Source organism: Geobacillus sp. G4 (assembly GCF_040327975.1).
Lineage (GTDB): Bacteria > Bacillota > Bacilli > Bacillales > Anoxybacillaceae > Geobacillus > Geobacillus thermoleovorans.
The window spans coordinates 30644-43527 of the sequence record NZ_JBEPJY010000012.1 but is presented as its reverse complement, the minus strand read 5'-3'; the positions used below and the strand labels follow the sequence as shown (position 1 = coordinate 43527).

The 12884-nt window shown below is 52.8% G+C and carries 15 protein-coding genes; 13 read left to right on the top strand and 2 right to left on the bottom strand.

Annotation, left to right across the window (positions count from 1 at the left end):
• Positions 1-14: 14 nt before the first annotated feature.
• The 10 genes from ABS784_RS13440 (at position 15) to ABS784_RS13395 (ending at position 7093) form a co-directional block, all read left to right on the top strand.
• Positions 15-1508 (top strand): sugar ABC transporter ATP-binding protein, encoded by a 1494-nt coding sequence (locus tag ABS784_RS13440; RefSeq protein WP_044732746.1) that lies wholly within the window; start codon positions 15-17, stop codon positions 1506-1508.
• Positions 1505-2449: a ribose ABC transporter permease gene (gene rbsC, locus ABS784_RS13435; protein WP_025038926.1), complete on the top strand. Its 945-nt coding sequence runs from the start codon at positions 1505-1507 to the stop codon at positions 2447-2449. The genes ABS784_RS13440 and rbsC overlap by 4 nt, the downstream gene beginning before the upstream one ends.
• A gap of 34 nt (positions 2450-2483) precedes the next feature.
• Positions 2484-3419 carry a ribose ABC transporter substrate-binding protein RbsB gene (gene rbsB, locus ABS784_RS13430; protein ID WP_352512814.1) on the top strand — a complete coding sequence of 312 codons (936 nt, stop codon included), beginning with the start codon at positions 2484-2486 and terminating at the stop codon, positions 3417-3419.
• 155 nt (positions 3420-3574) lie between these two features.
• Positions 3575-3760: a hypothetical protein gene (locus tag ABS784_RS13425; RefSeq protein WP_014196885.1), complete on the top strand. Its 186-nt coding sequence runs from the start codon at positions 3575-3577 to the stop codon at positions 3758-3760.
• Between the two features lie 61 nt (positions 3761-3821).
• A complete protein-coding gene (locus tag ABS784_RS13420) occupies positions 3822-4205 on the top strand; it encodes a DUF1360 domain-containing protein (protein WP_352512812.1) in 384 nt (127 codons plus the stop codon).
• Between the two features lie 224 nt (positions 4206-4429).
• On the top strand, positions 4430-4777 hold the full coding sequence (locus ABS784_RS13415) for an ArsR/SmtB family transcription factor (protein WP_352512810.1): 348 nt from the start codon (positions 4430-4432) through the stop codon (positions 4775-4777).
• A gap of 21 nt (positions 4778-4798) precedes the next feature.
• The gene (gene arsB / locus ABS784_RS13410) at positions 4799-5866 is read left to right on the top strand and encodes an ACR3 family arsenite efflux transporter (protein WP_014196882.1); all 1068 of its coding nucleotides are present in this window, start codon (positions 4799-4801) and stop codon (positions 5864-5866) included.
• Positions 5867-5881: 15 nt separating this feature from the next.
• Complete coding sequence (gene arsC / locus ABS784_RS13405; RefSeq protein ID WP_352512807.1) at positions 5882-6301, top strand: arsenate reductase (thioredoxin); 420 nt, start codon at positions 5882-5884, stop codon at positions 6299-6301.
• 49 nt (positions 6302-6350) lie between these two features.
• Complete coding sequence (locus ABS784_RS13400; protein WP_025038924.1) at positions 6351-6677, top strand: hypothetical protein; 327 nt, start codon at positions 6351-6353, stop codon at positions 6675-6677.
• Positions 6656-7093: a DUF4275 family protein gene (locus tag ABS784_RS13395; protein ID WP_025038923.1), complete on the top strand. Its 438-nt coding sequence runs from the start codon at positions 6656-6658 to the stop codon at positions 7091-7093. The genes ABS784_RS13400 and ABS784_RS13395 overlap by 22 nt, the downstream gene beginning before the upstream one ends.
• A 159-nt stretch (positions 7094-7252) precedes the next feature.
• Here ABS784_RS13395 and ABS784_RS13390 read toward each other — a convergent pair whose 3' ends face one another.
• On the bottom strand, positions 7253-8239 hold the full coding sequence (locus tag ABS784_RS13390; protein WP_352512805.1) for a Gfo/Idh/MocA family protein: 987 nt from the start codon (positions 8237-8239) through the stop codon (positions 7253-7255).
• A gap of 104 nt (positions 8240-8343) precedes the next feature.
• A complete protein-coding gene (gloA2, locus tag ABS784_RS13385) occupies positions 8344-8739 on the bottom strand; it encodes an SMU1112c/YaeR family gloxylase I-like metalloprotein (RefSeq protein ID WP_014196877.1) in 396 nt (131 codons plus the stop codon).
• A 654-nt stretch (positions 8740-9393) separates the two neighbouring features.
• On the opposite strand from gloA2, the gene ABS784_RS13380 reads away from it, so the two are divergent.
• The 3 genes from ABS784_RS13380 to ABS784_RS13370 all read left to right on the top strand — a co-directional run bounded on the left by ABS784_RS13380 (position 9394) and on the right by ABS784_RS13370 (position 12859).
• Positions 9394-10701 (top strand): dihydrolipoamide acetyltransferase family protein, encoded by a 1308-nt coding sequence (locus ABS784_RS13380; RefSeq protein ID WP_110107493.1) that lies wholly within the window; start codon positions 9394-9396, stop codon positions 10699-10701.
• Positions 10702-10801: 100 nt separating this feature from the next.
• A complete protein-coding gene (pdhA, locus tag ABS784_RS13375) occupies positions 10802-11881 on the top strand; it encodes a pyruvate dehydrogenase (acetyl-transferring) E1 component subunit alpha (protein WP_021322689.1) in 1080 nt (359 codons plus the stop codon).
• Positions 11882-12859, top strand: a complete 978-nt coding sequence (locus tag ABS784_RS13370; RefSeq protein ID WP_044732739.1) for an alpha-ketoacid dehydrogenase subunit beta — start codon at positions 11882-11884, stop codon at positions 12857-12859. It begins immediately after the preceding gene.
• Positions 12860-12884 lie beyond the last annotated feature (25 nt).

The following is a 12884-nucleotide window of genomic DNA, read 5'->3' as shown; positions in this document are numbered from 1 at the left end:
GGAGGGCAGAAACGATGAGGCCCTTGATTGACATGCGGTCGATTCAAAAATCGTTTGGCGCCAATATCGTTCTGAATGGCGTTGATTTTGAAGTGCTTCCTGGAGAAGTGCATGCGTTGATGGGAGAGAACGGAGCGGGGAAATCGACGCTCATCAAGGTGTTGACCGGCATTTATGAGCGGGATGGGGGAACGATTGTTGTCAACGGGCGCGAAGTGCATTACCGTCATCCGAAAGAGGCGGAACGCGACGGGATTGTCGTGATTCATCAAGAGTTGAATGTCATTCCAACATTGACGGTGGCCGAAAACATTTTTCTTGGCCGCGAGCCGAAAATCGGGAGAACGGGTGTCATTCGTTATAAAGAAATGGAGCAACAGGCCGCTTCCTATTTGCGGAGATTAGGGATGGACCTTGACCCACGAGAACTCGCCGGTCGGTTGTCTGTCGGAAAACAGCAAATGATCGAAATTGCCAGGGCCATTTCGACGAATGCGAAGTGCCTTATTATGGATGAACCGACAGCGGCGCTGACGGAACGGGAAATTCAGGCTTTATTTTCTGTTATTCGCACCTTGAAACAGCAAGGCGTCGCGGTTGTTTACATTTCACATCGGATGGAAGAGATTTTTACCATTTGCGACCGGATTTCGGTTCTCCGCGATGGCCAGTTCATCGGAACGAAACGAGTAAAGGAAACGAACTTCGATGAAATTGTTCAAATGATGGTCGGCAGGCAAATTGGGGAACGTTTTCCAAAACGGCGCGTCACCATTGGAGAAGAACGGCTGCGCGTAGAGCGGCTCACGAAAAAAGGGTTGTTTGAGAATGTATCGTTTTCCGTGCGAGCCGGTGAAGTGCTTGGTGTGGCGGGACTGATGGGATCGGGGCGAACCGAGATCATGGAAGCGATTTTCGGAGCCAGACCATTCGATGAAGGAGACATCTATATCGACGGGCGTCCTGTGCGCATCCGTTCTCCGCGCCAGGCCGTCGAACATGGCATCGCCATGATTACCGAAGACCGAAAGCAAAAAGGGCTCATTCTCGAGATGAGCGTCCATGAGAATTTGACCTTGCCGAAGTTGGAACAATTAGCAACAGCGGGATTCATCCAGTCATCGAAAGAACGGGACGTGGTGTTGACATACATTCATCTGTTGAATATTAAAGCCTCTTCCCCAGATTTACCCGTGAAAGCATTGAGCGGCGGGAATCAACAAAAAGTCGTATTCGGCAAATGGCTGGCGATGAACCCGCGCATCCTCATTTTGGATGAACCGACTCGCGGCGTGGATGTTGGGGCAAAGAAAGAGATTTATGAAGTGATCAATGAATTGGCTGCCCAAGGCGCCGCGATCATTATGATCTCTTCTGAACTGCCGGAAGTATTGGGCATGAGCGACCGCGTTATGGTCATCCATGAAGGGAAAGTGCAAGCGATCTTGGAAAACGACGGGTTGGATCAAGAAACCATCATGCGGGCGGCGACAGGGGGGAATCGATGATGGGAGCAAAGCGAAAATGGGATGTGAAAAAACTAGGGCCTTTGATCGGGCTGTTTCTGCTATGCATCGTGCTTTCCATATTGAGCGATGACTTTTTGACGATGGACAACTGGCTCAATCTCCTGCGGCAAGTATCGATTAACGCGCTCATCGCCTTTGGCATGACGTTTGTCATTTTAACGGGAGGCATTGATTTATCGGTCGGTTCGGTGTTGGCGTTATCAAGCGCGATCACAGCAGGAATGATGGCGCAAGGGGTCAATGGATTTGTTGCGATATTCGTCGGCTTATTAGCAGGCGCGGCCATGGGCGTCTTGAACGGAGTCTTGGTCACCAAAGGAAAAGTGGCTCCTTTTATTGCCACGCTGGCGACCATGACGGCGTTTCGCGGCTTGACTCTCGTTTACACGGACGGTCGCCCGATTACAGGGTTTGCGTCTGATGACATCCTGTTTCAGATGATGGGGCGCGGTTATTTCTTCGGCATTCCCGTACCTATTATATTGATGCTCACGGTCTATATCGCTTTGTATGTAGTATTGAAAAAGACTACATTTGGCCGCCATACGTACGCGATTGGCGGGAACGAAGAAGCGAGCCGTCTATCGGGACTTCGCGTTGATCGACTCAAAATATATGTGTATGCCCTAACAGGGGCGTTATCTGCTTTGGCGGGGCTCATTTTAACTTCCCGTTTGAATTCCGCGCAGCCGACAGCGGGAACGGCGTACGAGTTGGATGCCATTGCGGCCGTTGTTTTAGGCGGCACCAGTTTGTCAGGAGGAAGAGGCTGGATTTTCGGCACGTTAGTCGGCGCCTTGATTATCGGTGTATTGAACAATGGATTGAACTTGCTCAATGTGTCGTCGTTTTACCAGCAAGTCATCAAAGGAGCGGTCATTCTTCTTGCGGTGCTGTTAGACCGCCGCAAAGAAGTATGATAGATGTTATCAAAAAATAAGGGGGAGTATGAAAATGCGAAAAGCAGTTGGTTTGTTAGCCACATTGTTGCTTGCAGGCGGCGTGTTGGGTGGATGTTCGCTCGACCAGAACAACGCATCGAGCGACAAAGGGAAAACGAAACAGGATGGGGAAGTGAAAATCGGTTTGTCCATTTCCACCTTGAACAACCCGTTCTTTGTCACATTAAAAGAAGGGGCTGAAAAAGCCGCCAAGGATGAAGGGGCAGAGCTGATTGTGGTTGATGCCCAAAATGATTCGGCGAAACAAATTAACGATATTGAAGACTTGATCCAGCAGAAGGTCGATGTGCTTTTGGTCAATCCGACGGACTCGAGCGCCGTGGCTTCTGCGATTGAATCCGCCAACAGCGCCAACATCCCGGTCATTACGGTCGACCGCAGCGCGGACGGCGGGAAAGTGGTCACCCATATCGCTTCTGACAATGTGGCTGGTGGGAAAATGGCGGCCCAATTTCTTATCGATCACTTGAAAAACGGTGGAAACATTGTGGAATTGGAAGGGATTCCTGGTTCCTCGGCCGCTCGTGAACGTGGAGAAGGATTTCACCAAATCATTGACAAAGCAGCCAATATGAAAGTTGTGGCCAAACAAGCGGCAGATTTTGACCGGGCGAAAGGACTGGCGGTCATGGAAAACATTTTGCAAAGCCATAAAGACATTCAAGCGGTTTTTGCGCATAATGATGAAATGGCCTTAGGGGCGTTGGAGGCCTTGCAAGCGCATGGAATGAACAACGTCCTTGTCGTTGGATTCGACGCGACCGATGATGCAGTCAAGGCGGTGAAAGAAGGCAAAATGGCGGCGACGGTCGCGCAAAAACCGGCATTAATTGGCGAAAAAGCTGTGGAAGCCGCCATTCGCGTTCACAAAGGGGAGAAAGTGGAAAAATTTATTCCGGTTCCGCTCGAATTGGTTCAAGGGCAATAACGCGTAATATTCTTTCGCGTGAACGAGATGTGCGCCGCAGAGGGAGCTCCCGTTGAGGCGACTGTTTGCACATCTCGTTTTTTTGTGGTTGTTTCAACGTTTGGAATCGTCAAGTGACATTTTAAGTTCGACAGGTTAAAGGACATTGCAGGCACATGAAAAAGGTCAAAATGCTGTTTGCCGAGTCACGCCAAACTTGGGGTGAAGAAGATAAGTTATACCAGAAAATGATTGTGCCCAAGAAGAAAAACAAAGAGGAGGGTTTCATGCGGACGTTTTGTGGCTGCGCAAAAAGGTGGACAGCTGGCTTTGTTCCTCCTGGTATTGTGGCGGTCATGTGATAATGAAACGACTTTTGGTCCATAATACAAGGGACGAAATGTAAAAAGAAAGGGACTCGCCATGCTTCGCGAACTCGACTGGATGACGTACATCATGATGATTTTGGCCAGCTATAGGTTCACCCACTTGATCGTCTTTGATAAGATCACCGAATTCATTCGCAATCCGTTTATGAAAAAAGAGACAATCCGGCATGAGGACGGCCATACGGAAATCAAAAAAGTGCCGAAATCGAAATTCGGCTATTTGTTGAACTGTTACTGGTGCGCGGGGGTGTGGAGCGCGATTTTTCTCGCGCTTGGGTATTTATTCATCCCGAAGATCGCCATGCCGTTCATTTTTATTTTTTCGATCGCTGGGGCGCAAGCGATTTTGGAAACATTCGTCGGGGTGGGGACGAAGGCAATCGATCTTCTGTCGGCGGTGAAAAAGCGGATGGACTAAGGTGTGTCGGCGGCAGAGGGCGGGAAACATTTGCGGGCGTACGGCGGAAACATGCGGCACGCCCGCTTTTCTTGCTTTTGTCGATACATCATGGTTGACTTATATAAGTACTTAATTATATAATGATTGGCGGAAACCATTTCATTGGTTGGCGTGGCCGTTTCATGATGGTTGTTCGTTTTTATATAAGCAAATCATGATATGATGATGAACGGAGGGGTGATATGCCGCAACTCGCAATGGAGATAGGAGCGGCCGCCCGGGTGTTGAAGCTGCTTGGCGATCCGACGCGGCTGACGATTTTGGCCATTTTAAACAAGCGAGAGTGCTGTGTGTGCGAGCTGCTCGAAGTGTTTGCGGCAAGCCAGCCGGCGATCAGCCAGCATCTTCGCAAGTTGAAAGATGCCGGGCTGATCAAAGAAGAGCGGAGGGGGCAATGGGTGTATTATTCGCTCCGGCCGCAAAGCGAATACTACTCATTGTTGCAAGCGGTGTTGTCGTACGTTCCGGACCAAGGCGAAAACATTCGCAAAATCGAGACAGCGAATCCGACGGCCCGCTGCGGGTGCTGATGTTGAATGACGAGGTGAATGATGGTGGATTGTTGCGAACCGAAGCGGTTGTCGTTTTTAGACCGCTTTTTGACGGTATGGATTTTTCTTGCGATGGCGGTCGGGATCGCAGTCGGAATTTGGGCTCCTGGGTTGGTGGATGGATTGAACCGCCTGCAAGTGGGGACAACGTCGATTCCGATTGCGATCGGCTTGATTTTGATGATGTATCCGCCGCTCGCGAAAGTGCGCTACGAAGAGATGGGGCGCGTGTTCAAAGATGTGAAGGTACTCGTCTTATCCCTCGTGCAAAACTGGGTGATCGGTCCCATTCTCATGTTTTTGTTGGCGGTCGTCTTTTTGCCTGACAAGCCGGAGTATATGATTGGTTTGATTTTAATCGGGCTCGCCCGTTGCATCGCCATGGTCATCGTCTGGAATGACTTGGCGCGCGGTGACACAGAGTACGCAGCGGGACTTGTCGCCTTCAATTCACTGTTTCAAGTATTGTTTTTCTCGCTATATGCGTACGTGTTTGTGACAGTCATTCCGGAATGGCTCGGGCTTAAGGGGGCGATTGTTGAGATCACGATGGCGGAAGTGGCGAAATCGGTGTTTATTTATTTGGGAATTCCGTTTTTCGCCGGCATGGCGACAAGGTTTACGCTTGTGAAAGTGAAAGGCCGGTCATGGTATGACACGGTATTCGTTCCGAAAATCAGCCCGCTGACGCTCGTTGCGCTTTTGTTCACGATCATCGTAATGTTTTCGCTCAAAGGCGATATGATCGTCAACTTGCCGTTTGATGTCGTCCGGATTGCCATTCCGTTGCTTCTTTATTTTGTTATCATGTTTTTTGTGTCGTTCTTTTTGGCGAGAAAATGGGGGGCTGGTTATCCGGTGTCGACGACGCTCGCGTTTACGGCGGGAAGCAACAACTTTGAGCTGGCCATTGCCGTCGCCATTGGGGTGTTTGGCATTCATTCGGGCGCGGCGTTTGCGGCGGTCATCGGTCCGCTTATTGAAGTGCCGGTGATGCTCGCGCTTGTCAACGTCGCTTTAGCGTTTCAGCGAAAGTATTTTTCCTCTGCTGCTCCAGAATCAAAATAAAGGTGGGAATCAACGATGAAGAAAAAAATCATTTATTTCTTATGCACAGGCAACTCATGCCGCAGCCAAATGGCGGAAGGCTGGGCCAAACAACTGTTAGGCGATGAATGGGATGTGTACAGCGCCGGGATTGAAGCGCACGGGCTCAATCCGAATGCGGTCAAGGTGATGAAAGAAGTCGGCATCGATATTTCGAAGCAAACGTCTGATGTCATCGCCCCGGACTTGCTGAACCGTGCTGATTTGGTCGTGACGCTGTGCGGCCATGCGGCCGACCATTGTCCGGTCACTCCGCCGCACGTGAAGCGCGTCCATTGGGGCTTTGACGATCCAGCGAAAGCGGAAGGGACAGAAGAGGAGAAACTCGCGGTGTTCCGCCGCGTGCGCGATGAAATTGGCGCGCGCCTCCGCCGGTTTGCTGAGACGGGCGAATAGGAACGGGGCGGCAAGGCGCAGAAACGGTCGCGCATAGGGTGCGCGGCAGTTGCTCATCGAAGTGCGGACGGAAACAGGGAAGTGGCTGAACGGACGAAAACCGCTCGGCGCGAAAAAGATGGTGAGAAGCCATCTTGTCGATCCATCGCACATTCTGACAGACGAAATGAGCACACCAATGAAGGCGGCGCCGCATCAGGTCCCTGGAAGGCTGGTGAAAAACAACGGATTCGCTCGGTTTGTGCGAAATCGTAAGGAAGGAAGTTATGGTGTTGCAAGGTTTTTCAATTTGAGAAACACTGTTGGAGAGCAGCATTTCCCCTTAAATCACCAACCTTCTGGGAGAGAAACCGAATGGAGTTATTTCATCAGTTAGCTCGCCGAAACATAAAAATCAGCAAACAATCCGGTTTCGGGGAGCAATTACGACAACAGTGGGAAAAGGTGTTTGCCGGCCATTTGACTGCGGAAGAAAAACAACACATCCACCTTCATAATCGGAATGGAGTCAACGGCTACTTATGGCATGTGTTCAGCTATAAAATGAGAGACTGTTTAACGGAAGAAGAAGCGGAGACGGCGTTTGATCAAGAAGAGAAAACGTGCTGCTATCTTTTCTTTCAATATGGTGACGATGCGTTCAAAGTGGAGGACGCTTCCGTCTTGAAAGCCGCTGATCTGGCAGCGGAAAACGCCAAGATCGATCTATACGTGGTGGACAGCGAGTTCAACTGGACGTTTGTCATCACGCACGAAAGCGGATGGCTTGGCCCGTATTTTAGCAAAAGGTGACACCGTGGTTTCCAGTCAGGAGCTCGGTCCTCAGCTCCTTGGTTGGGTGCAAATACACGCTACTGGTTTTGCTTATCAACGGAATCCGATGAGGCAGAAAAAACGCCTGAAAAAAGAGTTCCAACCGGTCCGCGTACAGACTCGGTTGGAACGTTTCGTTTATCGCTCGTCGGCGGGAAAGAGGATGCCGGTTTGTCTTCGCGCTTCGTCCATGATTTCGATCGTCCAAAGCGAATGGCGGTGTGAGTTGATGGACGACTCCCGTTCCCCGCTTTCGATGAGACGGATAAACTCTTCCGCCTCGTAATACATCGGCGGTTTGTCTTGCGGGACGGTGATGTCCTCGACGCGCCCGTCGCGGTAGCGGATTTCCGCTTTGGTCGGCGTATGGATGGCGTCAATGATCATACTTCCTTCTTCTCCTTGGATTTCCGCCGGCAAGTAGGAATTGGCGATTTTCGAATAAAAGACGATCCCATCCATCCCCCCGTAGTCGAAGACGATTGTTCCTTCGCCGTCTACCCCCGATTCAAGCTTGAGGCTTTGTGCTTTGAGGCTCTTCGGCTTGCCAAACAGCACCACCATCGGGTACAGGCAGTAGACGCCGATATCCATCAATGCTCCGTTCGAAAAAGCCGGATTGAAGGCGTTGAGCACCGTTCCTTGCTTATAGGCGTCATAGCGCGATGAATATTGGCAGTAGCTCGCCACATAACGGCGGATGCGGCCGAGTTTCGGCAAGTGCTCGCGGATGGACCGGAATGTGGGGAGCAGTGTCGCTTTCATCGCTTCCATCAACACGACGCCGTTTCGCTCGGCCGCTTCGATCATCGCCTTTACTTCTTTGGCGTTCGAGGCGAGCGGTTTTTCGCATAAGACGTGTTTGCCGTGGTTCATGAGCAAGATCGCCTGCTCGGCATGAAGTGCGTTCGGGCTCGCGATGTAGACCGCATCAATGTCAGGGCTGCCCGCCAGTTCGTGTAAATCAGTGAACGTGCGCGGCGCTCCGACTTTCTCGGCAAAACGCTTCGCTGTTTCCTCCGTCCGCGAGTAGACGGCGGCGAGTTCAATGGAATCGACGAGCTGCGCGGCGCCAATAAACGCTTCGGTGATCCAGTTTGTGCCGATTGTCGCGAATCGCACCATATTGTTTCCCTCCTTGATCGTATCGACCCTCATTGTACCATAAATTAACGGAGGGGCTTCGTTTTGTCATCGTCATTGAGCAAGTGCGCTTTTCTCTCTAGTTTTCATACAGCTCGATTTTCATACAGCTCGATCGGCAGCCCGTCCGGATCATGGAAGAAGGTGAACCGTTTTCCGGTCGCTTCATCAACGCGGACGGGTTCGGCATCGATGCCATGTTGGCGCAAGTAGGCAATGGCTTCATCGAGGTTGTCCACCGCCAAAGCAAGATGGCGCAGTCCGCACGCTTCTGGGCAACTTGGGCGCTTTGGCGGGTGTTCGAAGGAGAATAACTCAATCTGAATGCCGCCGTCCGCTTCTAAATCGAGTTTGTACGAGCGGCGCTCGGCGCGGTATTGCTCACGGATGGGGCGAAAACCGAGAATTTCAGTGTAAAATCGTTTCGACCGCTCATAGTCCGAGCAAATAATGGCGATATGGTGAATCGTGGCAAGACGCATGTCGACTCCTCCTATATAAGACGGGTGATGTATTGCAAAATACCGTTGAACTTATCCGTTTTTCAATTAGAGAAACCTTGTAGAACCAACTTTTTTTAAAAAATGCCGCTGATTTGCGCGTGACAGCCATTTTTCATTGGCCTTCTAGAAGGCTGGTGATTTAGTGAAAAGTCGCGGAAAACGGAATCTCTTCTCAAATTGAGAAATCCTGTAAAATCAACGCTTCTCTTTCAGCCGAAAGCAACGGGTTCGGCGAAATCGGTCGTTTTTCACCAGCCCTCTAGGATGTCGTTAAAAAGTGGCCTCCCACCGATGAAACCTGCATCGTTTTTACCAGCTTTCGATGCTTGGGGCGAATCGAACCGACAGTTATTATTTTGCGATAATGGAAACGCCTGTCGATGATTGTCGAAGCAGGCGAAAAATGTCCGCTCTCCTTATATTGACAGCCTGACAATCTATATACTATCATAAATCTTGTAGGTTAGAAAATTTGAAATATTCATTTGATATTTTGGCAGAAAAAGCGAATGTTCACCACGTTTTTTGTAAGCGCTTAACCGTTGTACTGCCTCATGATCGCCACACCATCGATGCTGCACCATTGTTTTTGTTTCCAATCACAACATGAGAACAAGGGGAAGGGGATATCACATGATCTATGAATTTAAATTGCCCGACATCGGTGAAGGGCTGCATGAAGCCGAAATCATCCGCTGGCTCGTCCGGGAAGGGGATGTGGTCAAGGCGGATCAGCCGATTGCCGAAATTCAAACCGATAAGGCGATGGTCGAAATGACGACGCCGGTCGCTGGCAAAGTCGTGGCGCTTGCCGGACCGGAAGGGGCGACGGTGAAGGTTGGAGAGCCGTTGATTGTCGTGGAAACCGAGGCGTCGGTCGCGGGGGAAGCCGCGCCCATCGAAGATTCGGTTCGGGAGCCCGTGCCTGTTCTGCATGGAGAAACGCCTCGTCCTGCGCGCAAACGGGCGATTGCCGCGCCGTCTGTGCGCAAGCGGGCGCGGGAGATGGGTGTTCCGATCGATGAAGTGGAAGGAACGGGCGAAGGCGGTCGGGTGACGCTCGCCGATTTGGAGCGGTATGTCAGGGAGCGCGAGGCGGCCGCTTCGGTGGCGGAGGCGGCAAGAAGGGAAGCGAACGAAGCCGGCGTTCTGCCGACCGGCAGCGCGAGTGCGGCCGGAGGACGGCAGGAGAGTATAGCCTCATGGACATCCATCGCGAGTTTGGATGCGGTGTTTGAAGAAGAAGAGCGAATCCCGCTTCGAGGCTTGCGCAAAAAAATCGCCGAAAAAATGGTGAAATCGATGTACACGGCGCCGCATGTGACCGGCATGGACGAGGTGGACGTCACGAAGTTGGTGGAAATCCGCAAGCACCTTGCCAATCAATTGGCGGAAGAACGTATCAAACTGACGTATTTGCCGTTTATTATTAAAGCGGTGACAAGGGCGCTGAAGCAATATCCGATGTTTAACGCTTCGCTCGATGAAGAGACGAATGAAATCGTGCTGAAAAAGCGCTATCACATCGGCATCGCGACGGCGACGAAAGCCGGTCTCGTCGTCCCCGTCATCCGTGACGCCGATCAAAAATCGATCCGCGAGCTCGCCATCGAAATCGCGAAACTGTCAGAAAAAGCGCACCGCCAGGCGCTTCGCCTTGAGGAGCTGCAAGGAAGCACGTTTACGATCACGAGCACCGGGGCGGGCGGGGGCTGGTTTGCGACGCCGATCATCAACTATCCGGAAGTGGCGATTTTCGGGGCTCATGCGATCAAACGGCGCCCGGTTGTCGTCGGCGATGAAATCGTCATCCGCGATATGATGGGGATGTCGCTCACCTTTGACCACCGCGTCATTGACGGCGAGCCGGCCGGGCGGTTTATGCGGACGGTGGCGCACTATTTGGAAAATCCGGAAGTGTTGCTCTTGGACGTGCGGTAGGCGGCGCTCGGTTAGGAGGACATGTCTTCGTGCTGGAAGAGAGCGAGCGCCAAAGAGAAGCAGCTGGGCCGTGATGAAAAAATGATGAGGAGGGAAGCCCATGTTTGACCCGGACAAATTGCCGGTCGAGATCGTGCGAATTCTCGATGAAAACGGAAATGGCGATGAGGAGAAGTTAGCGGCGTTTTCCGATGAGTGGCTGCTTCGTGCCTACCGGGAAATGCGGCGGGCGCGCGTCATTGATGAGCGGCTTTTGCGCATGCAGCGGCAAGGGCGGATCGGGACGTATGCCCCGTTTAGCGGTCAAGAGGCGGCGCAAATCGGCAGCGCCCTTGCGCTTCGAAAAGACGACTGGATTTTCCCGAGCTACCGCGAAGTGGCGGTCTGCTTGATGCACGGCATGCCGCTTGAGCAGTTTTTCCATTATGTGCAGGGCCGCCTGTCGGGAAAGCGGATGCCGGAAGGATTGAACATTTTCCCAACGCAAATCATTATCGCGGCGCAGACGTTGCATGCGGTCGGCTGCGCGTGGGCGTCGAAATTGAAAGGCGAATCGCAAGTATCGGTTGCGTATTTTGGCGATGGCGCGACGTCAGAGGGCGATTTTCATGAAGCGATGAATTTTGCCGCGGTGTACAACGTGCCGGTCATCTTTTTCTGCCAAAACAACCAGTACGCCATTAGCGTCCCGTACCGGAAACAGACGGCAAGCCGGACGATCGCGCAAAAAGCGCTCGCTTACGGAATGAAAGGGGTGCTCGTTGACGGCAACGATGTGCTGGCGGTTTATGAAACGATGAAACAGGCGGTCGAAGCCGCCCGCCGCGGCGAGGGTCCTATGTTGATCGAGGCGCTCACCTATCGGCTTGGGCCGCACACGACGGCGGACGACCCGACGAAATACCGCCGGCCGGAAGAGGTGGAAGCATGGCGGACGAAAGATCCGCTTTACCGTCTGCGCGTGCTGCTTAAACGGCGCGGATTATGGACGGAAGCGCAAGAAGAAGCACTTGTCGCCCAAGTGAATGACGAAGTGACGGCGGCGTACGAGGCGGCCATCGCCAGCAAGTCCGGTTCGATTGTCGATGTATTCGATTACGTGTACAGCGAAGCGCCAACATTGCTTGCCGAGCAAAAAGAAGAAGTGATGCGGCGCAAACAACGGAGCGGGGTGAGATAAATGGCCGAGCTGACGATGATTGAAGCGATCAATGAAGCGATGCGCCAGGAGATGGAGCGCGATTCGCGCATCATCGTGCTTGGCGAGGATGTCGGCGAAAACGGCGGCGTTTTCCGGGCGACGGACGGGCTGCTTGAGCAATTTGGCGAGGGGCGTGTGTTTGATACGCCGCTTGCGGAATCGGGCATTATCGGCACGTCAATCGGTTTGGCGATCAATGGCATGCGGCCGATTGCCGAAATTCAGTTTCTCGGGTTTGTGTACCAGGCGATGGACCAGCTGGCGGCCCAGGCGGCGCGCATCCGCTTCCGCTCCGCCGGGAGGTTTTCGTGCCCCATCGTTGTGCGCAGCCCGTACGGCGGCGGGGTGCGGACGCCCGAATTGCATTCGGATGCGCTCGAGGCGCTGTTTGCCCATTCCCCAGGCTTAAAAGTGGTCATGCCGTCCAATCCTTACGATGCGAAAGGGCTATTGATTTCCGCCATTCGCGATGAAGACCCGGTTTTGTTTTTGGAGCCGATGAAGCTGTACCGGGCGTTTCGGATGGAGGTGCCGGAAGAACCGTACACGATTCCGCTCGGCCAAGCGCGGGTCGTCAAAGAAGGAGAAGATGTGACGATCCTCACGTGGGGGCCGACCGTACCGCTTGTCGCCAAACTGGCCGATGAGATGCGGACGAAAGGGATTGACGCGGAAGTGATCGATCTGCGCTGCCTTCAGCCGCTCGATATCGATGCCATCCTCGCCTCGGTCGAAAAAACGGGGCGGGTGATGATCGTCCATGAAGCGGTGAAAACAGGCGGGTTTGGCGCGGAAGTGGCGGCCTTGATCAGCGAGCGGGCGCTATTCGCCCTCTCGGCCCCCATCGTGCGCATCGCCGGCTACGACACGCCGTACCCGGTGCCGTCGGTCGAGGATGATTGGCTGCCGAACGCCGAACGCATCGTGGAAGGGATCGAAACGCTGCTGCGATACTAAACGAACCATGCCATCCGGGTCGATC